The organism is Terrabacter sp. 2TAF16 (genome assembly GCF_052115065.1).
Classification (GTDB): domain Bacteria; phylum Actinomycetota; class Actinomycetes; order Actinomycetales; family Dermatophilaceae; genus Terrabacter.
The window spans coordinates 145,423-167,812 of the sequence record NZ_JBFRFZ010000001.1; the positions used below are offsets into that span (position 1 = coordinate 145,423).

At 71.3% G+C, this 22,390-nt stretch carries 23 protein-coding genes; 8 read left to right on the plus strand and 15 right to left on the minus strand.

Annotated features, from left to right (window positions below; genetic code table 11):
- Window positions 1–9: 9 nt before the first annotated feature.
- From AB4Z14_RS00665 to AB4Z14_RS00680, 4 genes are read right to left on the minus strand one after another with little or no spacing between them, the layout of a single operon-like run.
- Window positions 10–486 carry a hotdog domain-containing protein gene (locus AB4Z14_RS00665; RefSeq protein WP_442273470.1) on the minus strand — a complete coding sequence of 159 codons (477 nt, stop codon included), beginning with the start codon at window positions 484–486 and terminating at the stop codon, window positions 10–12.
- Window positions 483–1,280 (minus strand): OAM dimerization domain-containing protein, encoded by a 798-nt coding sequence (locus tag AB4Z14_RS00670; RefSeq protein WP_442273471.1) that lies wholly within the window; start codon window positions 1,278–1,280, stop codon window positions 483–485. The genes AB4Z14_RS00665 and AB4Z14_RS00670 overlap by 4 nt, the downstream gene beginning before the upstream one ends.
- On the minus strand, window positions 1,277–2,890 hold the full coding sequence (locus tag AB4Z14_RS00675) for a lysine 5,6-aminomutase subunit alpha (RefSeq protein ID WP_442273472.1): 1,614 nt from the start codon (window positions 2,888–2,890) through the stop codon (window positions 1,277–1,279). Before AB4Z14_RS00675 ends, AB4Z14_RS00670 begins: the two co-directional genes overlap by 4 nt.
- Window positions 2,887–4,014 carry an L-erythro-3,5-diaminohexanoate dehydrogenase gene (locus AB4Z14_RS00680; protein ID WP_442273473.1) on the minus strand — a complete coding sequence of 376 codons (1,128 nt, stop codon included), beginning with the start codon at window positions 4,012–4,014 and terminating at the stop codon, window positions 2,887–2,889. Before AB4Z14_RS00680 ends, AB4Z14_RS00675 begins: the two co-directional genes overlap by 4 nt.
- A 136-nt stretch (window positions 4,015–4,150) precedes the next feature.
- Between AB4Z14_RS00680 and AB4Z14_RS00685 the strand changes: the two genes are divergently transcribed.
- The 5 genes from AB4Z14_RS00685 to AB4Z14_RS00705 all read left to right on the plus strand — a co-directional run bounded on the left by AB4Z14_RS00685 (window position 4,151) and on the right by AB4Z14_RS00705 (window position 8,897).
- Window positions 4,151–5,596, plus strand: a complete 1,446-nt coding sequence (locus AB4Z14_RS00685) for a KamA family radical SAM protein (protein ID WP_056777069.1) — start codon at window positions 4,151–4,153, stop codon at window positions 5,594–5,596.
- A 160-nt stretch (window positions 5,597–5,756) separates the two neighbouring features.
- On the plus strand, window positions 5,757–6,491 hold the full coding sequence (locus AB4Z14_RS00690) for a VOC family protein (RefSeq protein ID WP_442273474.1): 735 nt from the start codon (window positions 5,757–5,759) through the stop codon (window positions 6,489–6,491).
- On the plus strand, window positions 6,488–7,108 hold the full coding sequence (locus AB4Z14_RS00695; protein WP_442273475.1) for a TetR/AcrR family transcriptional regulator: 621 nt from the start codon (window positions 6,488–6,490) through the stop codon (window positions 7,106–7,108). The genes AB4Z14_RS00690 and AB4Z14_RS00695 overlap by 4 nt, the downstream gene beginning before the upstream one ends.
- The gene (ybaK, locus tag AB4Z14_RS00700; protein ID WP_442273476.1) at window positions 7,108–7,605 is read left to right on the plus strand and encodes a Cys-tRNA(Pro) deacylase; all 498 of its coding nucleotides are present in this window, start codon (window positions 7,108–7,110) and stop codon (window positions 7,603–7,605) included. Before AB4Z14_RS00695 ends, ybaK begins: the two co-directional genes overlap by 1 nt.
- The gene (locus tag AB4Z14_RS00705) at window positions 7,602–8,897 is read left to right on the plus strand and encodes a multidrug effflux MFS transporter (RefSeq protein WP_442273477.1); all 1,296 of its coding nucleotides are present in this window, start codon (window positions 7,602–7,604) and stop codon (window positions 8,895–8,897) included. Before ybaK ends, AB4Z14_RS00705 begins: the two co-directional genes overlap by 4 nt.
- Before the next feature lie 110 nt (window positions 8,898–9,007).
- Here AB4Z14_RS00705 and AB4Z14_RS00710 read toward each other — a convergent pair whose 3' ends face one another.
- Both AB4Z14_RS00710 and AB4Z14_RS00715 read right to left on the minus strand, forming a co-directional pair.
- The gene (locus tag AB4Z14_RS00710) at window positions 9,008–9,466 is read right to left on the minus strand and encodes an Lrp/AsnC family transcriptional regulator (RefSeq protein ID WP_442273478.1); all 459 of its coding nucleotides are present in this window, start codon (window positions 9,464–9,466) and stop codon (window positions 9,008–9,010) included.
- A gap of 43 nt (window positions 9,467–9,509) precedes the next feature.
- Window positions 9,510–10,292: an SGNH/GDSL hydrolase family protein gene (locus AB4Z14_RS00715; RefSeq protein ID WP_442273479.1), complete on the minus strand. Its 783-nt coding sequence runs from the start codon at window positions 10,290–10,292 to the stop codon at window positions 9,510–9,512.
- Between the two features lie 136 nt (window positions 10,293–10,428).
- On the opposite strand from AB4Z14_RS00715, the gene AB4Z14_RS00720 reads away from it, so the two are divergent.
- Together AB4Z14_RS00720 and AB4Z14_RS00725 are read left to right on the plus strand one after the other, a co-directional pair.
- Complete coding sequence (locus tag AB4Z14_RS00720; RefSeq protein WP_442273735.1) at window positions 10,429–11,349, plus strand: 5'-3' exonuclease; 921 nt, start codon at window positions 10,429–10,431, stop codon at window positions 11,347–11,349.
- 131 nt (window positions 11,350–11,480) lie between these two features.
- A complete protein-coding gene (locus AB4Z14_RS00725; protein ID WP_056777046.1) occupies window positions 11,481–11,705 on the plus strand; it encodes a hypothetical protein in 225 nt (74 codons plus the stop codon).
- Window positions 11,706–11,914: 209 nt separating this feature from the next.
- Here AB4Z14_RS00725 and AB4Z14_RS00730 read toward each other — a convergent pair whose 3' ends face one another.
- The 7 genes from AB4Z14_RS00730 to AB4Z14_RS00760 form a co-directional block, all read right to left on the minus strand.
- Window positions 11,915–12,115, minus strand: coding sequence for a cold-shock protein (locus AB4Z14_RS00730; RefSeq protein ID WP_020144233.1), 201 nt, complete (start codon window positions 12,113–12,115; stop codon window positions 11,915–11,917).
- 233 nt (window positions 12,116–12,348) lie between these two features.
- A complete protein-coding gene (locus tag AB4Z14_RS00735) occupies window positions 12,349–15,228 on the minus strand; it encodes a DEAD/DEAH box helicase (protein ID WP_442273480.1) in 2,880 nt (959 codons plus the stop codon).
- Complete coding sequence (locus tag AB4Z14_RS00740) at window positions 15,225–16,130, minus strand: diacylglycerol/lipid kinase family protein (protein ID WP_442273481.1); 906 nt, start codon at window positions 16,128–16,130, stop codon at window positions 15,225–15,227. Before AB4Z14_RS00740 ends, AB4Z14_RS00735 begins: the two co-directional genes overlap by 4 nt.
- Window positions 16,131–16,139: 9 nt before the next feature.
- Window positions 16,140–16,946, minus strand: coding sequence for a twin-arginine translocase subunit TatC (gene tatC, locus AB4Z14_RS00745; RefSeq protein WP_442273482.1), 807 nt, complete (start codon window positions 16,944–16,946; stop codon window positions 16,140–16,142).
- 39 nt (window positions 16,947–16,985) lie between these two features.
- Window positions 16,986–17,351 carry a Sec-independent protein translocase subunit TatA gene (gene tatA / locus AB4Z14_RS00750; protein ID WP_442273483.1) on the minus strand — a complete coding sequence of 122 codons (366 nt, stop codon included), beginning with the start codon at window positions 17,349–17,351 and terminating at the stop codon, window positions 16,986–16,988.
- A 203-nt stretch (window positions 17,352–17,554) separates the two neighbouring features.
- Window positions 17,555–18,547: a helix-turn-helix transcriptional regulator gene (locus AB4Z14_RS00755; protein ID WP_442273484.1), complete on the minus strand. Its 993-nt coding sequence runs from the start codon at window positions 18,545–18,547 to the stop codon at window positions 17,555–17,557.
- Window positions 18,544–19,575 (minus strand): helix-turn-helix transcriptional regulator, encoded by a 1,032-nt coding sequence (locus AB4Z14_RS00760; protein ID WP_442273485.1) that lies wholly within the window; start codon window positions 19,573–19,575, stop codon window positions 18,544–18,546. The genes AB4Z14_RS00755 and AB4Z14_RS00760 overlap by 4 nt, the downstream gene beginning before the upstream one ends.
- A gap of 78 nt (window positions 19,576–19,653) precedes the next feature.
- On the opposite strand from AB4Z14_RS00760, the gene AB4Z14_RS00765 reads away from it, so the two are divergent.
- Window positions 19,654–20,766: a DUF3866 family protein gene (locus AB4Z14_RS00765; RefSeq protein WP_442273486.1), complete on the plus strand. Its 1,113-nt coding sequence runs from the start codon at window positions 19,654–19,656 to the stop codon at window positions 20,764–20,766.
- A gap of 97 nt (window positions 20,767–20,863) precedes the next feature.
- On the opposite strand, the gene AB4Z14_RS00770 is transcribed toward AB4Z14_RS00765, so the two are convergent.
- A complete protein-coding gene (locus tag AB4Z14_RS00770) occupies window positions 20,864–21,250 on the minus strand; it encodes an FKBP-type peptidyl-prolyl cis-trans isomerase (RefSeq protein WP_442273487.1) in 387 nt (128 codons plus the stop codon).
- 55 nt (window positions 21,251–21,305) lie between these two features.
- Window positions 21,306–22,301 (minus strand): FKBP-type peptidyl-prolyl cis-trans isomerase, encoded by a 996-nt coding sequence (locus tag AB4Z14_RS00775; RefSeq protein WP_442273488.1) that lies wholly within the window; start codon window positions 22,299–22,301, stop codon window positions 21,306–21,308.
- Window positions 22,302–22,390: the final 89 nt, after the last annotated feature.

The window sequence follows — 22,390 nt, forward strand, 5'->3', positions numbered from 1 at the left end:
CGTCAGCGCTCAGGGCACGACGACGACGCCACGAGCGGTCGTGGCGACGATCGGCGGGTCGAGCATCTCGGCCGCCGACTCCCCGCGCTCCTGGTTGCCACGCCCGACGACGCGCACCTCGAAGTCCATCTCCCGGGAGCGGGTGCCGACGCGGACGATCTCGGCCGAGATCTCGATGACGTCGCCGGCCGTGATCCGCGAACGGAACTGGACGTCGCTGTACGAGGCGAAGAGGCCCTCGTCACCGTCGGTGACGATGCACATCTCGGTGGCCACGTCGCCGAAGGCCGCCATCGAGTAGGCGCCGTCGACGAGGTTGCCGGCGTAGTGGGCGTGACCGTAGGGCACGTAACGGCGGTGCGTGATGCGCAGCCCGACCTTCGCACGGGTCAGCTTCGCCGGAGTGGCCGAGGCCGTGGCCGGCGTCGTGGGCGCGGTGGCCGAGAGGGGCTCGGGCGCCGTGGGGTCGGTGGTGGTCTCGCTCATGGCTTCTTTCCCTTCCGGAGGCTGATCTCGTGGACCAGGTAGCTGGCGACCTCGCCCGGGGTCGTGCCCCGGCCGAAGATCCGGTCGACGCCCAGGGCCTTCTCGGAGCCGTCCTCGAAGCGCGGTCCGCCGGCGATGAGGATCGGCACCTGCCCGGCCGGGTAGGCCTCGCGGAAGGCCGCGGACATCTGGGTCGTGTTGTGGATGTGGGCGTCCTTCTGGGTGACGACCTGGCTGACGAGGACGGCGTCGGCCTTCTCGGCGCGGGCCCGGGCCACGAGCTCGGGCACGAGCACCTGGGCGCCGAGGTTGACGACCTTGATCTCGCGGTAGTACTCGAGGCCCTTCTCGCCCGCGAAGCCCTTGATGTTGAGGATCGCGTCGATGCCGACGGTGTGGGCGTCGGTGCCGATGCAGGCACCGACGACGACGAGCTTGCGGCGCAGCTGCTTCTTGATCGTCAGGTTGGCGTCCTTGGCGGACAGCAGGGGGTACTCGCGCTCGACGACGTGGACGTCGTCGAGGTTGACGAGGTGCGTCGAGCTGCCGTAGACGACGAAGAAGGTGAAGTCGGGACCCATCGCCTTCGCGTGCACGAGCAGCGCCGGGTCGAGGCCCATCTTCCGGGCGAGCTGGAGCGCGGCGCCCTCGGCCTTCTTGTCGTGCGGCAGCGGCAGGGTGAACGACATCTGCACCATGCCGTCGCCGGTCGTGTCGCCGTAGGGCCGGATGATGTTTCCCTGCGGGGCCGAGGACGTGGCTGCCTGCTCGGGCTGCTGCTTCGCGGCGCTCATCGGCCGGTCTCCTTCGCCGGAGGGGTCCATGCGTCGAGGGCCGTGGTCGCCGGGTTGTCGTAGTCGTCGGCGCGCTCGCTGACCCCGTCGAGACCCTTGCCCCCCGTCGCCGGTCGCTTCATGAGTCCGAAGGTGCCGTCGGCGATGGCCGCGAGGAGCGGCGCGTCGCCGGCGGCGTCGGTGTCGGTGACGATGCGGTCGAGCAGGTCGACGGCCTCGGAGAGCACCTGGCGCGCGCGGGTCTGGATGTAGCCGTCGCGCGGCGGGTGGAAGTCCTCGGTCAGTCCGCTCGCGGCGTTCATGACGTAGCGGACGTTCTGCAGCGCGAGGTCGCGGTCGGAGAGGAACGGCGTCACGACGGCCTCGGTCATCATGCCGACGAGCAGGATGCCCTGACCGGTCATGGCCCCGACGAGGTTGAAGAAGCCGTCGAGCAGGTAGCCGCGGAAGACATCGCCCGTCATGTGCTTCGTCGGCGGCATCCACTTCAGCGGCGCGTCCGGGAAGAGCTGTCGGGCGAGCATCGCGTGGGCGAGCTCCATCCGGAAGCTGTCGGGGATCTCGGGGTTGATCTCGAAGGCGTGGCCCAGGCCCAGCTGCCAGTCCTCGAGGCCGGCCTCCTTGGCGAAGCGCTCGTTGAGCAGCTGGCTCACCGTGACCGTGTGGGCGGCCTCGACCGCGTCGGCGGTCGTGAGGTAGTTGTCCTCGCCCGTGTTGATGATGATCCCGGCACGGGCGTGGACCTGCCGCGAGAAGCGCTGGTCGACGAAGGTGCGGATCGGGTTGATGTCGCGGAAGAGGATGCCGTACATCGAGTCGTTGAGCATCATGTCGAGACGCTCCATGCCGGCGAGGGCCGCGATCTCGGGCATGCACAGGCCCGAGGCGTAGTTCGTCAGCCGGACGTAGCGACCGAGCTCCTTGCTCACGTCGTCGAGCGCCGCGCGCATGAGGCGGAAGTTCTCCTGCGTCGCGTACGTCCCGGCGAAACCTTCGCGGGTCGCGCCTTCAGGCACGTAGTCGAGGAGCGACTGACCGGTCGAGCGGATGACGGCGATGATGTCGGCGCCCTCACGCGCGGCCGCCTGGGCCTGCGGGATGTCCTCGTAGATGTCGCCGGTCGCGACGATGAGGTAGATCCACGGCTTGGTCCTCGGGTCGCCGTGACGCTTGATGAGACGGTCACGCGTGGCGCGCGAGCGGTCGATGGTGCGCAGACCCACACCGACCCCCTTGGCGGCGGCGCTGCGGGCCGCCGTGGCCTCGCGCCCCGAGGGCAGGCGGAAGGAGACGTTGCCGCTCGCCGCCTTCTGGGCGAGCCTGGTCAGGTCGGGCGCCTCGCCGCGGAGCAGGGCGTCGTAGACCGGGGTCGTGACGCCGTGTTCGAGGCCGACCTCGTCGCGGACCGCCGTCACGAGGTGGTTGACCCACGGCACGCGCTCGTGGTCCGCGCCGGCCAGACCGGCCAGGCGCAGGGTCGCGCGCTCCACTGACACCGTGGTGTGGCTGCGCGCGATCTTCACGACGGGGGCGGCTGCCTTGCGGGCGAGCGAGCGGGCCCGGCGCACGACGGCCGGGTCGAGCTCGAGCATGGCGTTGGGGCGGGTCATGCGTCAGATCCTGCCTTCTCGGTGGCGAGGCGGCCCTCGAAGAGCGCCCGCACGGCCGGGACGTCCCGGAGGAGGCGCAGCGCCGTCTCGGCGTGGCCGGGGACGTAGCCGTTGCCGACGAGCATCCGCACGTCGGCGGCGAGGCCCTCGGCCCCGAGGGCGGCCGCGGCGAAGTTCGTGGCCATGCTGAAGAAGATGATGGTGCCGCCCTGCGCGGTCGCGAGGATCGCGGGCTGCTCGCAGCCGGGCACGTCGACGCAGACCACGGTGACGTCGGCCGGTCCCCCGGCGGACTCGACGGCTGCCGCCAGGCCGAGCGGCGACCGCGCGTCGGCGAGGACGACGGCGTCGGCGAGGCCGCTCCCCTCGAGAACCGTGCGCTCGCGCTCGACCGGGACGACGCCGATGGTCCGACCGGCGCCGGCGGCGCGAGCGGCCGCCAGCGAGAGCGAGCCGGACTTGCCGGCCCCGCCGAGGACCGCCACCGTCGGCGCGACGCCGCGGGCGGCATACTCCCCCACGACGCGCTCGACGAGCGCCGGCGCGCCGCACACGTCCATGACCATGAGCGCCAGGTGCGGGTCGAGGTCGGTGGGCAGGGTGGCCGCGATGCTGCGGCCGAAGAGGATCGCGTGGCCTTCGGCCGGCACCTGCTCGGAGAGGCCGTCCCAGCGGGCCAGGCCGTCGGTGATGGCGAGCGGGGTCAGGGACAGCGAAACGAGGGTCGCGACGCGGTCGCCGACCGCGAGACCGAGCGTGCTGTCCGGTCCGACCTCCTCGACCGTGCCGATGAGCATCCCGCCCGAGCCGGTCACGGGGTTCTGCATCTTGCCGCGCGTCGCGACGATGTCGAGGACCTCGGCGCGCACGGCTCCCCCGTCGACGGTGCCGTCGGTGCCGTGCTTCTCGGCGAGCTGCCGGTAGGACGCCGCGTCGAGGTTGAGCGTCTCGACCGCGATCCGGACCTCGTCGGGCCACAGCTTCGGGCTGGCGTCGAGTCGCCGCGCCGCCTGCGGGAGGGTGATGGCGTCGCCGGTGGGCTCGAGCACACGGTGCAGGCCGACGGGCGACGACACGCGGGCGGCGTCCGTGCGATCCGGGGCGGCCGACGTCGGGTCTGACACGTTCACAAATCCTTCTGTATGTACGGACGGAAACCGGAGATCTTGCGTCAGCATAGGGGCACGTCGGCGGTATCTTCACAATTTCGTGAGCTGGACGTGTTTGAGCGAGACCGTCCCTGCCGTTACTGTTCTCCGCATGAGCAAGGTTGAGCAGCCCTACGCGTACCGGCGACGCGAGCTCGTCGAGCCCGACTGGACGCGTTTCCCGGGCTGGGCGAGCATCACCCAGGCCGACTGGGACAGCGCACAGTGGCAGCGGGTCAACTGTGTCAGGAACATCAAGCAGTTGCGAGCCCTCATGGGTGACCTGCTCGACGACCGCTTCTACGACGACCTCGCCAAGGACCAGAGCGAGCGGGCGACGATGTCGATGCTCGTCCCGCCGCAGATGCTCAACACGATGGTCCCGTCGACGGACTCGCCGATGCCGTCGGCCGGGCACGACTTCACCGAGGCCTTCTACGCCGACCCGATCCGCAACTACATGCTGCCGGTCTTCTCCGACCGCCGCACCGACTGGCCGTCACACCCGCACGCGTCGCGCGACTCGCTGCACGAGCACGACATGTGGGTCGCCGAGGGGCTGACGCACCGCTACCCCACCAAGGTGCTCGCCGAGCTGCTGCCCACCTGCCCGCAGTACTGCGGCCACTGCACCCGCATGGACCTCGTCGGCAACTCGACGCCGCAGGTCGCCAAGCTGAAGTTCGACCTCAAGCCGGTCGACCGCTACGCCGCGATGCTCGACTACCTCCGCACGTCGCCCGTCGTGCGTGACGTCGTCGTCTCCGGTGGCGACGTCGCCAACATGCCGTGGAAGAACCTCGAGGCGTTCATCGACCAGCTCCTCGACATCGAGAACATCCGCGACATCCGACTCGCGACGAAGGCCCTCATGGGGCTGCCGCAGCACTGGTTCGCCGAGGACGTCGTCGAGGGCGTGGCCCGCGTCTCGGCCAAGGCCCGCTCGCGCGGCGTCTCGCTCGCGATCCACACGCACGTCAACAACGCCCAGTCGCTGACCCCGTCCGTCGCCCGCGCCTCGAAGGCCATGCTCGACGCCGGCGTCCGCGACGTGCGCAACCAGGGTGTGCTGATGCGCGGCGTCAACGACACCACCGAGCAGCTGCTCGACCTGTGCTTCGGGCTCGCCGACGGCGCCCAGATCACGCCGTACTACTTCTACATGTGCGACATGATCCCCTTCGCCGAGCACTGGCGGCTCTCGCTCGCCGAGGCCCAGCACCTCCAGCACTCGATGATGGGCTACCTCCCCGGCTTCTCGACCCCGCGCATCGTCTGTGACGTGCCCTTCGTCGGCAAGCGCTGGGTGCACCAGGTCGAGGAGTACGACACCGAGCGCGGCATCTCCTACTGGCGCAAGAACTACCGCACGTCGATCGAGGGCGACGACACCGAGGCGATGTCGCGCGAGTACGTCTACTACGACCCGATCTACACGCTGCCCGAGGCCGGCCAGCAGTGGTGGCACCAGTCGGTCGACCACGAGTCGGTTCTCGCCGAGGCGACCGAGCAGGCTGCGACGAGCCGCGCCGCCGCCGAGTCGCAGCTGCTCGTCTGACACCGCGCACGAGCACGTATGCCGTGCAGCCCGGGACCGTCGCGGTCCCGGGCCACACGTCGTCCCGGGTCCGGACCGAGAACTGCGTTGTCACCCTGACCCGTCGCCACCTAGCGTGGCTCGCGTCCACGTGTGTCGACCGAGCGGAGACGAGCGCCCGATGACCAGCAACCTCATCGAGCTCTGCATCGACGCGTCGGACCCGCTCCGCCTCGCAGCCTTCTGGGCGGGCCTGCTGGAGCGGGAGACCGACGCCGACGGCGTCGTGCTCGCGGGTGAGGACCCGGAGATCTCGATTCGGTTCCTGCCGGGGCGTCAGCGCAGGACCGCGCCCCACCAGATCCACCTGCACCTGACCAGCACCACGCCCGAGCAGCAGCAGTCGACGGTCGACCGGGCCCTGCGGCTCGGGGCCAGACACCTCGACATCGGCCAGACACCGGAGGAGGGGCACATCGTGCTCGCGGACCCGGAGGGCAACGAGCTCTGCGTCATCGAGGCGGGCAACACCTTCCTCGCCGACACCGCGTTCCTCGGGGAGCTCGCCTGCGACGGCACCCGCGAGGTCGGCCTCTTCTGGAGCCTGGCCCTGGACTGGCCGCTCGTCTGGGACCACGACGGGGAGACGGCCATCCAGTCGCCCCGCGGCGGCGCGAAGATCGCCTGGGGAGGGCCGCCCGTGCGTCCGAGGTCGGGGCGCAACGTCATGCACCTCCACGTGAGCCCGACGACACGCGACGACCTCGGCGCCGAGGTCGAGCGCCTCCTCTCGCTCGGGGCCACGCGGCTCGACGCCGGCCACGGGGACGCCTGCGGGGTCCCCCTCGCCGACCCCGACGGCAACGAGTTCTGCGTCATGGAGCCGCGCGAGGGCACCCGTAGACTGCGCCGGTGACTTCCCGCTCCCCCGGCACCCGCGTCCGCATGCCTCGCGCCGAGCGGGAGGCGCAGATGCTGGCGGTGGCCGAGCAGGTCTTCTCGGCCCGTGGCATCCAGGCCGCCACGATGGACGAGATCGCCGAGCTCGTCGGCGTCACCAAACCCCTCATCTACGACTACTTCGGGTCGAAGGAGGGCCTGCTGGCGGCGACGATCGAGCGGGCCCGTGGGCAGCTGCTCGCCGCCCTCATCGACTCGTGGGTGGCCCAGCCGGCCGCACCGGCCCGCGACCGGGTGCGTGGTGTCGTGCACGCGTTCTTCTCCTTCATCGACGAGCACGACCAGGCGTTCGCGCTGCTGCGCACCGAGGGAGCCCTCATCGGCGAGGCCTCGGCGTCCGTCGAACGCATCCGCCAGCAGACCGCCAAGGCGTTCGCCGAGGGCCTGCGGACGCTGCCGGCGTTCGAGCCCCTCGAGGCGCGCCGGGTCACCGTCATGGCCGAGATCCTCATCGGCGGCTGCGAGCGCCTCGCGGTCTGGCGCAGCACGCACCCGGGCACGACGGCGGACGAGGCCACCGACCTCGTCGTCACGACGATCTGGGACGGGCTCGCGTCCGTCGGCGACGCCTGATGGCCAGGCAGCGCCCGGCCGACGGTCCGTCGACACCGGCCACCGTCGCCCTCGACCGCGCCGGCATCCCGTACTCCCGCCACCCCTACGAGCACGACCCCGCGGCGGCGAGCTACGGCCTCGAGGCGGCGGCTTCGCTCGGCGTCGAGCCCTCGCGCGTCTTCAAGACCCTGCTCGTCGACACCGGCGCGACACTGGCGGTGGGCGTCGTGCCCGTCGACGGCCAGCTCGACCTCAAGGCCGTCGCCGCGGCGCTCGGCGTCAAGAGCGTGACGATGGCCGACCCCGCAGCGGCCGAGCGCAGCACGGGCTACGTCGTCGGCGGCATCTCCCCGGTGGGGCAGAAGCGCGCGCTGCCCACGGTCCTCGACGAGACGGCATACGGCTTCGGGACGGTCTACGTCTCCGGCGGCCGACGCGGCTTCGACATCGGCCTGGCGCCCGAGGACCTCGCGTCGGTCACCCGAGCCCGTCGTGCCCGGATCGGTCGCGCATGACGCTGACCCACGAGGCGTCCCGCGACGCCCCGGCGCGAGCGCGCGTGCCGCAGCTGCAGCTCGTCCTCGTCCTCGCGGCGCTGACGATGGTCGGGCCGTTCACGATCGACGCGATCTTCCCGGCGTTCGAGGTGATGACCCGCGACCTCGGCGTCGACAAGGTCGCGATGCAGCAGACCGTCAGCGTCTACCTCGTCGCCTTCGCGGTCGCGAGCCTCTTCCACGGGTCACTGTCCGATGCCCTCGGTCGTCGTCCCGTCATCCTCGCCGGCTGCGCGCTGTATGCCGTCACCAGCGCCCTGTGCGCGCTGGCGCCGAGCATGCCGCTCCTGCTGTGCGCCCGCGGCGCCCAGGGCCTCGTCGCCGGCGCCGGGATGATCGTCGGGCGCACGGTGGTGCGCGACCTCTTCGACGGGGCGCACGCCCAGCGGTTCATGAGCCACATCTCGATGATCTTCGCCATCGCCCCGGCGCTCGCGCCGATCGTCGGCGGCGCCATCCTCGGCTGGGGGTCGTGGCGCACGATCTTCTGGGTGCTCGCGGGCTACGGAGTGCTCCTCGTCGTGCTGACGCTGACGTCGCTGCCCGAGACGCACCCGGCCGCTGAGCGGGTCCCGTTCCGGCCGCGGCCGTTGCTCACGTCGTTCACGTCCGCCGCGGGCGACGGCGCGGTGCTGCGCCTCAGCGCCGCCATCGCCCTCAACTTCGGCGCCCTCTTCCTCTACATCTCCTCGGCGCCCGCCATCGTCGTCGACCACCTGGGGCTCGGCGAGCGCGACTTCGGCGTGCTCTTCGTCCCGCTCGTCGTCACCATGATGATCGGCTCGTTCCTCACGGGGCGCCTGGCCGGTCGCGTGCGACAGGGGGCCTTCGTCCTCGCCGGCTTCCTCGTGGCCCTCGCCGGCGGCGTGTTCGCGGTCGCCTACCAGGCGCTCGTCGACGAGCCCACGCTGCCGTGGACCGTCGTTCCCGTGGCCGCCGCCTCGCTCGGCGTGTCCCTCGTCTTCCCGATCCTCACGATCGCGCTGCTCGACCTGCGGCCGCGGGAGCGTGGCGCCGTCTCCTCGTTCCAGTCCTTCCTCAGCACGTGCGTCAACGCGCTCGTGGCCGGGGCGGTCTCACCGCTCGTGAGCGGCTCACTGACGACCCTCGCCGTCGTGGCAGGCTCCATGACGCTTGCCGCACTCGGGCTCTGGTGGTGGCATCGGAGCCTGGCGACGCGACGGCGCGGTCTCGCCGACGTCAGCGTCGTCGTGGGCTCCCCGGCCCTCGAGCCGATCGAGCAGCTCTGAACGCCCCTCCGTGCTGAACCGGACCCGGCCACCACCCTGCCGCGGACGAGAGCGTCGCCATCGTGCGCGGCGGCGTGAACACGGACCCGTCCGACCGGCTGACTCGGGGCTCAGTCGGTCTCGCGGGGCTCGGCCGAGGCGCTGCGGCCCTCCCACGGCGTCGAGAGCACCACGGTCGTGCGGGTCGAGACGCTCGCGGCTGAGCGGATGCGCGCCAGCAGGTCCTCGAGGTCGGCCGGCGTCTGCACCCGCACCTTGAGGATGTAGCTCTCGACGCCGGCGACCGAGTGGCAGTCCTCGATCTCGGTGATGTGGCGCAGCCGCTCGGGCACGTCGTCGGGATCGCTCGGGTCGAAGGGCGTCACCGAGATGAGTGCCGTGAGCGGAAGCCCGAGCGCGTCGGGTGAGACCTGCGCGGTGTAGCCGGTGACGACGCCCCGTTCCTCGAGGCGCCGGACCCGCTGGTGCACCGCCGACGTCGACAGGCCCGTCGCCCTGCCGAGGTCCGTGTAGCTCATCCTGCCGTCCGTGAGCAGCAGGCCGACGAGCCGGCGGTCGAGATCTTCCATGGCCCGAAGGTTAGTGCAGTGGACGACGGCTCGCGCGGACGTCCTAGGGGTGAAGAGGCGCGCGGATGACGGCGACGGTGGCTTCCGCGATCCGTCCGTGTCCCGCGGCGTTCGGGTGGTCGCCGTCCGGGGCGAGGTAGTGCGTCTCGTCGTAGGCGTACGTCGGGCCCTTGAACGCCGCGCGGAGGTCTACGTACCGCCATGTCGAGGCTGCGGCGCGGGACGCGACCACCGAGTTGACCTGGTCGGTGACATACGCCGCCGTGTCGACGTAGGCCTGGCCCTTTGCGGCCGCGTACTGTCCTCCGAGCCAGACGCTCCAGTAGTCCAGCAGCACGACCAGCACGGGCCGCCCCGCCGTCAGCTCCTGGATGCTGGCGGCGATCTCCTGCAGCCGACCGCTCATCGCCGAGACGGCGCCGTCGTAGCAGTGCGCGTCGTACCCGCAGGTCGGGCTGTAGAGGACGTCGTTGGCGCCGACCTCCAGCAGCAGGACGTCGGCCGTGCGGACGTGCGACCTGACCGTCTCGTCCGACCGCAGCTGCTCGAGGACGTCCGACGTCCTGTAGCCGGGGATCGAGTCGTTCGTGGTCAGGGTCTCTGTGCCGGAGACATCCTTCAGCTCGGCGCCGGTCAGCGCAGGGTACGGCGAGCAGTCACAGGCACTTCCGTAGGGAACGGAGTCACCCAAGGCGACGATCTGCCAGTCGCCGACGTGAGTCTGCGTGGCGACCGCCGAGGGAGATGCGGCCGGCGACGTCGAGGCGGTGGCGGACGGGCCCGCGGGGGTCGTGCTGTCGCCCGCCGAGCATGCCAGGAGAGGCATGCTCAGACCGGCGAGGACCAGGAGGAGTCGGGTGAGACGCGTTCGCCCCATGAGTCGACGTTACGGCACCGCCGTCGCCGCGGCGCTCGGCGCCGGGACCGGTACCCTCTCGCGTATGCCGTCCCGAGCCCCCAGGATGCTCCTGCTCGACTCAGCGTCGCTCTACTTCCGCGCTTTCTTCGGCGTGCCCGAGGTGATCGGGCCGAGCGGCGTGCCGACCAACGCTGTGCGTGGACTGCTCGACATGATCGCCTCGCTCGTCGAGCGAGGTCGCCCGACGCACCTCGTCGCCTGCTGGGACAACGACTGGCGCCCGGCGTTCCGAGTCGAGGCCATCCCGTCCTACAAGGCCCACCGCGTCGCCGAGCCCGGGCCCGACGAGCTCGCCGGCGAGACCGTGCCCGAGGCCCTCGGCGTCCAGGTACCCATCATCGTCGACGCGCTGACGGCGCTGGGCATCGCTCGGGTCGGCGTCGACGGCTACGAGGCCGACGACGTCATCGGCACGCTGGCCACCGCGTTCAGCGGCCGGATGCCCGTCGACATCGTCACGGGCGACCGCGACCTCTTCCAGCTCGTCGACGACGCGAACCAGGTACGTGTCGTCTACACGGCCCGCGGCGGCGTGCGCTCCCCCGACCTCGTCGACGAGGCGTTCCTGGCGGAGAAGTACGGCGTGGCCACCGGGCCCGCCTACGGCGACATGGCCGTCCTGCGGGGCGACACGAGCGACGGCCTGCCCGGCGTCGCGGGCATCGGCGAGAAGACCGCGGCCAAGCTCATCACGACCTACGGCACCCTCGAGGCCGTCCGGGCCGCGATCGCTGACGGCGACCCCGCCATCAAGGGCGCCCAGCGCGCCCGACTCGAGGCCGCCAGCGACTACCTCGACGCCGCCCCACGCGTCGTGGCCGTGGCCAAGGACGCCGCAGTGCCCGACGTCGACCTGGCCGCACCAAGCGCCGTGGCCGACCCTGCCCTGATGTCACGCCTGGCCGTCGAGCACGGCCTCACGTCGTCCTTCGACCGGGTCATCTCCGCCCTCGGGATCGACTGACCATGAGCACCGGCACCGGACCGTCCGACCGGTCACGGTACGGTCACCTTTCGGTCGGCCCGACGCACGCCTGAGCGTCCGAGGGCTACCCGCGGGTCACCACCAGGCCCCGGAAAGGCGCATACTGAAGGGTGCCCACCCATGGAACGCCCGACCGCCGTCGCCACCTCTCCAGCAGCCCCTTCAGGCCGGCCCCTGCGCCGGACATCGAGGAGTTCTCGGTCGGAGACCGGGTCTCCCACCTGCGTCACGGACTCGGTGTCGTCGTCTCGTGCAGCCCCGCCACGGTGACCCTGAAGTTCGAGTCCGGCGTGGTCCGCGTCAACAGCCCGTTCGAGCGTGTGACCCGGCTCTGAGCACCACCTGAGCGCGACGCTCACCCCCACGTTCGGCCGCGACTCCGGCGTGGCCCTCGGGCCCAGCTCGGGTGATCGTGGCCGTTTCGGGGTCCTCGGAGGCGCCCGGCAGGCACAGCACGACTCGAACCCGGCATGACGAAAGGCCGGTCCCCGAGGGGACCGGCCTTCGTCGTGCGGACTGTGGGTCCGACGAGATCAGCGAGCGATCAGAGAGCGCGGACGCGCATCGCCTGCGGGCCCTTGGGGCCCTGCTCGACGTCGAACTCGACGGCCTGGTTCTCCTCGAGGCTGCGGTAGCCGTTGCCCGTGATCTCCGAGTAGTGGACGAAGACGTCGGGACCCTCGGTCGGGGCGATGAAGCCGAAGCCCTTCTCCGAGTTGAACCACTTGACGGTTCCCTGTGCCATGTTTTTCTCCTTTGGGTGGAAGTGAGTCGTTGCTTGTCAGCGACCCCCGGTCGGCAGAGACGCGACCACTTTCCAGAAACCCTGAAGAAACAGTTGCGCTCGCAATGGCGTTCCTTGCGAGCGTGTGAAGACACGAGCACCAAAAACGTCGACCGGTGCCCCAACCATAGCCGACCGGGTGCTCGCGACGACAATCGTCCGGCTGCACGGGAGGCGGCTCGGGGCCTCCGCCCTCAGTCGAGCCGGTCGGCCGCCACGACCCCGCGCAGGACGCCGTCACTGGCCCGCCGCGCGGTCGTCGCCAGCTCAGGGTCCGCCGCGTCGGTCAGCTGACCCAGCAGGTCGATGACCTGCTTGCACCGACGCACGAAGTCCCCGGCCGCGAGGTCGGTCCCCCGCAGCACGTCCTCGAGGCGCTGCCCGCTCGCCCACCGGTGCATGGCCCACGCGAGGCCACCGTCCGGCATACCCGTGCGTGGGAGGGTCAGGGCGCCCTCGGCGTCCTCGAGGTCGGACCAGATCCGGATCATCCGGTCGTACGCCTCGCGCACGTCGTCGTTGGGCCAGCGAGGGGTGAGCCCGGTCTCCTCCCGTCGCGGCTCGTGCACGAGCGTCGAGACGACGGCGGCCAGCGACGGTGGGTCGAGACGACGCCAGACCCCTTCGCGCAGCGACTCGGCGGCGAGCAGGTCCTTCTCGGTGTAGAGCTGGCGCAGGCGGTCGCCGTCAGCGGTGACCGTCTGACCGCCGACGCCGAGGTAGCCCATCTCGACGAGCAGCTCGCAGATGCGGTCGAACGTCTTGGCGACGGAGTTGGTGCGGCCGTCGATCTTGCGCTGGATGCCGTCGGTCTCACGCCGGAGGCGCCACCAGCGCTCAGCCCAACGGGCGTGGTTCTCGCGGTCGGGGCAGCGGTGGCACGGGTGCGCCTTCATCTGCCGACGCAGCTCGTCGACACGGTCGTCCGTCGGGTCGCCGTCGGCCGGTCGGCGACGTGGCGGCGGGTCGTGCGGCATCGTCGCGCGCAGGGTCGCCGCCAGGTCACGACGGGCCTTGGGGTTGCGGGCGTTGAACTGCTTGGGCACGCGCATCGACCCGAGCGGCTCCAGGGGCGTCGGCGCGTCGTGCAGGGTCAGCCGGCGCAGCTGGTGGTCCTCGGTGACGACGGCGGGCGACGCCGACTCCCCCTTGCCGCCGCGGTTGGGCATGACGACGACGGCCAGGCCGCTGTGGCGTCCGGCGGGGATGCGCACGATGTCACCGATCTTCAGCGACTCCAAGGAGATCGCCGCGGCCGTACGCATCGACGCCGACCGAGCCCTGGCCCCCTCCTTCTCGACGTCGCGGATCTCGTTGCGGATCGCGGCGTACTCGGAGAAGTCGCCGAGGTGGCACGTCATGTGCTCGGCGTAGCCGGCAAGGGCCTCCTCGTTGCGGCGTACCGTGCGGACGAAGCCCACGACGGCACGGTCGGCCTGGAACTGCGCGAAGGACGTCTCGAGGATCTCGCGGGCGCTGTCGCGGCCGAACTGGCGCACGAGGTTGACGGCCATGTTGTAGGTCGGCCGGAAGCTCGAGCGCAGTGGGTACGTGCGCGTCGAGGCGAGCCCCGCGACCCCCGCAGGGTCGAGGCCACGGTTCCAGAGGACGACGGCATGACCTTCGATGTCGATGCCGCGGCGACCCGCACGTCCGGTGAGCTGGGTGTACTCGGCGGCCGAGATGTCGACGTGGTTCTCGCCGTTGAACTTCACGAGCTTCTCGAGCACGACGGTCCGCGCCGGCATGTTGATGCCGAGGGCCAGGGTCTCCGTCGCGAAGACGGCCCTGACCCGGCCGGCGGTGAACAGCTCTTCGACGATCTCGCGGAAGGTCGGCAGCATGCCGGCGTGGTGGGCGGCGAACCCACGGGAGAGACCGTCGACGAAGTCCCAGTAGCCGAGCACCGAGAGGTCCTCCTCGGCCAGGCCCTGGATGCGCTCCTCGACGAGGCGACGGTTGGCCTCACCCTCGGACTCGGGGATGAGGCGCATGCCGCTCGACAGCAGCTGCCCGACAGCGCCGTCGCAGCCCGCGCGGCTGAAGATGAAGGTGATCGCCGGCAGCAGTCCCTCGCGCTCGAGACGCTCGATGACCTCGGCGCGGGTGGCCCCGCCACCGGGACGACCACCACGGGCGAAGCCGCGTCCGCCGTCGCCGCCACCGGGCCCGCGTCCGGCCGGGGCGTCGGCGCCGCGCCGACCTCGCCCGGCCCAGTCGTCCCGTCCGCCGCGCCCCCCGCCCCCGGACCCGCCCCGCGCGCCCTTGCCGCGCGCACGGCCCTTGTCGCGACCTCCGCGCGAGCTGACCCAGTGCGAGTCCCACGCGCCCCGACCCTCAGTGCCGCGGATGGCGTGCACGAGGTCGGGGTTGACGCTCACCGAGTAGCGCCCCGGTGCGTCCACGAAGTGCTCGTCGTCCTCGCGGCCGTCGCGCTCCTCGACGAAGAGGTCGAAGAGGGTCTGGCCGACCATCATGTGCTGCCACAGAGGCACCGGACGGTGCTCCGAGACGATGACCTCGGTGTCGCCGCGCACCTCCCCGAGCCAGGCGCCGAACTCCTCGGCGTTGCTCACCGTCGCCGACAGCGACACGACGCTGACGTCCGGAGGCAGGTGGATGATGACCTCCTCCCACACCGCCCCGCGGAAACGGTCGGCGAGGTAGTGGACCTCGTCCATGACGACCCAGCCGAGCCCGCGAAGGGTCGTCGAGCCCGCATACATCATGTTGCGCAGGACCTCGGTCGTCATGACGACGATCGGGGCCTCGCCGTTGATCGAGGCGTCACCGGTCAGCAGGCCGACCCGGTCGGCGCCGTGGACGCGCACGAGGTCGGCGTACTTCTGGTTGGACAGGGCCTTGATCGGGGTCGTGTAGAACGCCTTGCGTCCCGTCGCGAGGGCCAGGTGCACCGCGAACTCGCCGACGATCGTCTTGCCGGCTCCCGTGGGAGCCGCCACGAGGACGCCACGGCCCTCCTCGACTGCCCGACAGGCCTCGGTCTGGAAGTCGTCGAGCGGGAAGTCGAGACGGGCGGCGAACTCCGCGAGCCTCGGCCACGTGGCGATCACGCGGGCACCTCCATCGGGGCCACGACGCGCAGGGCACCGGGGACGACCTCGGCGTCGATCGGTAGGTCGGCGAAGGTCTCGCCATCTGCCTGTGAGTGGATACCGCTCGCCTCCAAGCGAACTCGCCGGGCGCGATGGATCTCGACGGCCGGGTGGGTGGTGTGGGTTCCGGAGTAGACCTTGGGGAAGACCCGGAGGAACGACGGGATCGACAGCGCGTGGACGATCATGACGTCGAAGAGACCGTCGGTGACGTCGGCATCGGGACACACGCGCATGCCCCCGCCGAAGGACGTCGTGTTGGCGACGGCCACGAGCATCGCCCGCGTCTCGAGGCGGTGACCGTCGAGCTCGACGGCATACGGGATGGGTCGGAAGACCGGGAGCTCACGCATGACCGCGAGGTTGTAGCGCATCTGCCCCCGCGGCCAGGTCATGCGCTGCGCGCGCGCGTTGACGACGGCGTCGAACCCGGCGCCGAGGACGCCACCGAACCACGTCTCGCCCGCCACGCCGTGGGTCACGCGACCGAGGTCGATCTCGCGCGTCCGGCCATCGGCGAGCAGCGCGACCGCCCCGCGGGGGTCACGGACGGGTAGGCCGAGGTTGCGAGCGAAGTCGTTGCCCGTGCCGGCGGCGACGACGGCGAGGCGCGACGTCGTGCCGGCGCAGAGGTTGACCCCGAGGTGGACCATGCCGTCACCCCCGACGACGACCACCGTGCCGACGCCGTCGGCCACGGCCTCGCGGGCCCGCGTGTGGGCCTGCTGGTAGTCGCTGCCCGACACGTCGACGACGTCATGACCCGCCTCGAGGAGCAGCCGGCGCGTCTCGTCGCCCATCGCTCGGCCGACGCCCTTCCCCGAGGTGGGGTTGACGATCAGGGCGACACGCTGGGACACACCCGAACGCTACAGGGCAGAGGCCTCGTCGTCGGGGACGTCCAACCAGTCGGGCTTGTGCTCCTCCTTGCGCCGGTCGAGCAGGAAGGCGACCCCGACCGAGGCGAAGTAGAGCAGCACCATGGGACTGGCGAGGAAGAGCATGGTGTAGGCGTCGGGCGTCGGGGTCATGATCGCCGCGAAGACGAGGATGATCATGACGGCCGGGCGCCAGCCCTTGAGCATGGCCTGCGCCCGGAGCACGCCGACGAGGTTGAGCGCGACGAGGAACACCGGGAGCAGGAACGCGCACCCGAAGGCGACGATGAACTTGAGGACGAAGTTGAGGTACTGCGAGCCGTCCTGCAGGTTGTAGGCACCCTCGGGAGTGAAGCCGAGCAGCACCGCCACGGCCTTGGGCACCATGATGAAGGCGAAGAAGCACCCCGCGAGGAAGAGCGGCACGGCGGCGACGACGAAGAGCCGCGCGAGCAGCTTCTCCTTCTTCGTCAGGCCGGGGACGATGAAGCCCCAGATCTGGAAGAGCCACACCGGCGACGCGAGGATGAGCCCGACGAAGAGCGACGTCGTCAGCTGGAGCGCGAAGGCGTCCGTCATGCCGGCGAAGTTGATGTTGACGACGCCCTCGCGACCGACCTGCAGGTCACGCAGGGGCTTGGTCAGGGCGTTGATGACCTGGTCGTAGTAGATCCAGCCGAGGACCCCGCCGATGATGATGGCGATGGCGCTGATGGTGATGCGGTTGCGCAGCTCACGGAGGTGATCGCCGAGCGACATCCGCCCCTCGGGGTCGCGCTGGCGTCGCAGTGACGGCATTCAGGGAGCTCCGTGTGATGGGTTCGGGATCCGACCCACTCAGAACGTCGTGTCGCGACGGATGTCGTCGGTGCCCGACGTCGGCGTCGTCGTCGGGCTCGGGGTCGCGGCACGGAGGCGGTCGGCCTCGGCGCGGGCCTCGGCGGCCCGGCGCTCGGCATCGGCGAGACGGGCCTCGGCGGCACGGCGCTCGGCATCGGCGTCCACGACGTCACCCGGCACGGTCGTCTGCGATGCGTCGCTCGGGACGGGCTTGCCGTCCTTCTTCAGCTCGTCGACCTCGGACTTGAAGACCCGGGCGGAACGGCCGAGGCTGCGCGCCATGTCGGGGAGCTTCTTCCAGCCGAACAGGGCGATGAGCACGACCGCGATGATGATGAGTTCGGGGGCACCCAGGTTGGGCATGGTTACGTCTCCTCGTCGAAAGCCGGTCCGGATCCGAACCGTCATGGTGCAGCCTCGGTGCTGCAGGTGTCCAGCATACGTGCGCCCGGTGAACCTGGACCGTCCGCGCCCGTGAGAACGGCCAACTGACCGCTATGTGGGCACCCGTGGTCACCTGATGGACACAGGTTCCCCGGCCTGGACGCCGTCGGCGCGTCGGGTGCTCAGCCGTTCGGGCCGTAGGCCGCCAGCGCGGACCGGGCCTCGAGGGCGACGGCATCGACGAGCTCGGGCGGCTCGAGCACGCGCGCCTCTCCCCCGAGACGCAGCACGAGCCGACGCACGAGCGCGGGGTCGGCCACCTTGAGCGTGACCCGCAGCGACCCGTCCGGGCCGCGCTCCACGCCCTCGTTGGGGTAGTAGTCGGCGATCCACGCCGCCCACCGGCTCGCCTCGATGACGACGGTGACGTCGTTCTCGCCGGGGACGAAGACGTCGTCGAGGTCGCGCGGACGGGCGTCGGCCGGCGGCGTGCCGTCGAGGTCGAGCACCGACGCGTCCTCGATGCGGTCGAGCCGGAAGAGCCGGACGTCCTCGGCGCGGTGGCAGTAGCCCTCGACGTACCACTGCGCGTCGAGGTTGAGGATCCGCATGATGTCGACGTCACGCTCGGTCGACTCGTCACGCGTCGCGACGTAGTAGCGCAGGTGGACCCGACGACCGCGGGCGAAGGCGTCCTTGAGGGTCGCCATGGCTGCGTGCTGGCTCCCGTCGTCGAGGTCGAGGTCGATGCGGCCCGTGGGCTCGCCGACGGTCGTCGCGGCCGCGGCGCGGATCTTCTCGAGGGTGCGCTCGGCGACGTCGGAGCCGACGAGCGTCGACCCCAGGGCCTGCAGTCCGGCGGTGAGGGTGACGGCCTCGTCACGCGTCAGGCGCATCGGGGCCGCGATGTCGTCGGCGTTGTCGAGGTAGATGTGGCCGCTGTCCCACTGCGCGTCGATGAGCTCGGCATGGCCGTAGCCGGGGGTCCCGCAGACGAAGAGCAGCTCGAGGTCCTCGACGACCTGGTGCTCGTCGACCCCGAACTCCTGCGCCGCCTCGGCGATCGACACGCCCCGGTGCTGGAGGAGCCACGGGACCATGTCGAGCAGCCGACCGAGGCGCTGTGTGGCGGTCTCCGGCACGCGGCGTGCCGCCGTGCGTCGTGTGGCGCTCATGCGTGCTCCCCCGTCCGGACCTGCACGTCGTCGGGCCGGCCACCCTGCCCCGCCGGCACCGTCTGTGCGTCCAGCACGGCCCGGAGCGCGGACCTCACCCCGTCGACGAGCTCGGGCGGCGAGACGGCGACGGCGTGCGTGCCGAGGGCCACGACGTCGCGCTCGGTCGTGCCGCGGCGGTAGGGCACCTCGATCTCGGCCCACCGCTCGTCGACCTCGGTCGTGCGCTGGGCGTACCGGCGCAGGGTGTGGCCCCTCCCGTGCCGCACCCTCACGACAGCAGTGCCCTCGGGCTCGGGCAGCTGCGCCTCGAGGGCCACCTCGGGCACGTGGTCGGACGGGACGGCATACGAACCCGGACGTCCCTTGCGACGGACGGCGCCCTCGAAGCGGCTCAGGCGGAAGGCGCGCTCGTCGCCACGGTCGACGTCGAAGCCCGTGAGGTACCAGCGGCCGTGCCAGTTTTTCAGCGCCCACGGCTGCACGTGACGGGTCGTCAGCTCTCCGTCGTTCCTGCGGTAGTCGAAGGTGATCGGCTGCAGGGCCGACACCGCGGCGTGGACGGCCTCGAAGGCCGGCTCCTTGGTGCGGATGCGCGGCTCGGCACCCGCGGCCACGGACTCGTCGATCTCGACGCCCGAGAGGCGCAGCTTGCGCAGGCCCGCGGAGGCGGCACCCGAGATGCTCGCCGTCGACCACGCGCGGGCGGCCAGCGCCAGGGCGGCGACCTCGTCGGCCTCGAAGCTGATCGCCGGCAGCGTGGTCTCGCTCGCGTCGATGCGGTAGCCGACCTCGTCGTCGAAGAGGACGTCGAGGACCGTCGTCGTGATGGGGATGCCCATCTCGCGCAGCTCGTCCTTGTCCCGCTCGAACATCCGGTCGAAGGCCTCGTCGGAGGTCGCGGCGGCGTAGGCCGGCAGCGACTCGCGGATCTTCTGCTTCGACACCGGTCGCCGCGCGGACTTCAGCGCGAGGATGAGGTTGAGCAGCCGTTCGGTCTTGTCGGCCGAGGCAGACGCAGGGCTCATCGAGACCTTCCTGAAGGGGCGCGGCGCGTGGGGGGCAGTCCGACGCTACCCGAACATGCGATCGAATAGGGTCACCCCATGATCCAGTGGCGCCGGGGTGTCGTGGTCGAGGTGCGGTCCCGCTGGGCGGGCGCGGTCGAGTATGCCGTCCGGCTGCCGCCCGGTGACGTCGTCCGGGCGCTCGGCTACGTCGACGTCGTCGGCGACCTCACCCTCGGGACCGCCGTGCTGCTCAACACGACCGCCCTCGAGCGAGGGCTGGGCACCGGCGGGCTGGCCATCGTCGTCGCTGCCCCCGACGCGCTCCCCCGTCCCGTCGCCGACGTCACGGCCGTGCCGGGCCACGTCGTCAAGGCCCGCTACACGCCCTCCCAGACGATGGTCCTCGGCGTCGACGAGCAGGACAGCGAGCACCACGCCGTGCTGGCCGACGCCGACGACGTCGACGGTCTTCCGGTCGTCGTGGCCGACCTCCACTCGGCCCTGCCGGCGGTGCTCGCGGGTGTGCGTGACGCCGCGCCGTCCCTGCGGGTCGCCTACGTCATGAGCGACGGTGGCGCGTTGCCGATCGACTTCTCCCGGACGGTGGCCGGTCTGCGGGAGGCCGGCTGGCTCGAGGCGGCGATCACGGTCGGGCAGGCCTTCGGAGGCGACCTCGAGGCGGTGAACGTCCACACCGGCCTGCTGGCCGCGCACCATGTCGTCGGCGCCGACGTCGTCGTCGTGTCGCAGGGGCCGGGCAACCTCGGCACGGGCACGCGGTGGGGCTTCTCCGGCACGTCGGCTGGCGAGGCCGTCAACGCCGCGGGGACCCTCGGCGGCCGCCCTGTCTGCTCCTTGCGGATCTCGGAGGCCGACCCGCGCGAGCGGCACCGCGGGGTCTCACACCACAGCCTGACGGCATACGGCCGCGTGGCGCTCGTGCCCGGCGACGTGCCGGTGCCCCTGATACCCGGCGAGGTGGGCGTGCGGGTGCTCGAGCAGGCCCGGACCCTGTGCGCCGCGAGCCGGGGGCGGCTGACGCTCCACGAGGTGGCGACCGACGGGCTCGACGCGGCGCTGCGCGACACACCGGTGCCACTGCGCACCATGGGGCGCGGATACGACGACGACCGGGCCGGATTTCTCGGCGCGGCCGTCGCGGGGCGGTATGCCGCCGGGCTGGTTCGGCGCGCGTCACACCTGGACTGACGAGCGGTGCAAGCGCCGCGAGCGAGTCGAGGAGGGAAGGCGTGACGAAGGCGTGACGTTCAGGCGCGCCGAACCCGGCGAGCGAAGCGAGCCAGTGTCATCTGACGTCGTCGAGGTCGACGACGAAGATCAGCGTCTCACCGGGCTTGATGGCAGCGCCCGCACCACGCTCGCCGTAGGCGAGGTGGGCCGGGATCGTCAGCTTGCGCCGACCGCCGACCCTCATGCCCTCGATGCCCTTGTCCCAGCCGGGGATGACCATGCCGACGCCAAGACGGAAGTCGAGGGCGCTGCCGCGGTTCCAGGACGAGTCGAACTCCTCGCCCGTCGAGTGCGCGACGCCGACGTAGTGCGCGCTGACCGTGTCACCGGCCTTCGCCTCGCGGCCGTCACCCTCGATGATGTCCTCGACGAGGAGGTCGGCGGGCGCGTCACCCTCCGGGAAGTCGATCTCGGGCTTCGTGCGGTTCGGGTCGAGTGCCATGCTGCGTGTTCCCTTTCGTCCGTGAACTCGGTCGGTGGTGCGGTCGGTACCGCGGTCAGTACGCGTCGAGGATGTCGACGACGAAGACGAGCGTGTCGGTGCCGGAGATCTTGGGCGCGCTGCCGGCCTTGCCGTAGCCGTCCGCCGGCGGGATGACGAGCAGCACGCGGCTACCCACCTTCTTGCCCACGAGGGTCTTGTCCCAACCGGGGATGACGCCGCCGACGCCGATCGGGAAGTCCGCGGCCGCGCCACGCTGCCACGAGGAGTCGAAGACGCTGCCGTCCTTCCAGAGGACGCCGTGGTACTGGGCGCTGATGGTCTGGCCCTTCTGGACCGTCGCGCCGGTGCCCTGGATGAGCGTGGCCTGCTGCGTCGTCGTTGGGGCCGTCGTCTTGGGCACCGTGACGGTGGGCTCCTTGGTCGGGCCGTTCTTGAACTCGACGGTGGGCAGGCCCGCGGGCGCGGCCGTCTGGGTGCCGTCGACCTGCGTCAGGGGCGTGTGGACGTCCTGGATGTCGGCGACGACGACGATGGTGTCGGTGCCCTTGACGCCGAGCTGGTCGTTGCCGGCGGTGCCGAAGCCCTTCTCGGGCGGGATCGTGAAGGCGATGCGGCCACCCTTGGTGGCACCGACGAGGCCCTCGGTGAAGCCGGCGACGATGTCGGTGCGGCCGAGGCGGTAGGCCTCCGCGGACCGGCCGGCGGCATAGCCGTCGTCGATGAGCTTGCCGCTCGTGCCGTTGTAGATCTGGGCGCGCAGGCGCACGGTGTCGGCCTTGGTCGCGGCCTTGCCGGTGCCAGGGGTCAGCACCTTGTGCTCGACGGCCTTCGAGCTGATCGGCGTCGCACCGAGGGCGACCTTCGGGGCCGTCTTGAGGTCGACGGCGCCGGTGGCGGTGACGCTCTTGAGGGCAGCCGAGGCCGCGACGGTCGTCGTGGCGGAGCTTGAGGAGCCGGACGAGCTGGACCCGCAGGCGGCGAGGGTGGTCAGGCCGAGGGCAGCGATCAGGGCAACGGCCGTGCGAGCGGCCGGACGGTTGGGGCGCACAGGGGAAGACTTTCGGTCGGGGCGGGCGGGTGTGGAGGTCCCGCAGGGCAAATCCCAGCCACTGTAACGCTCACCCTTGTGCGCGCCTC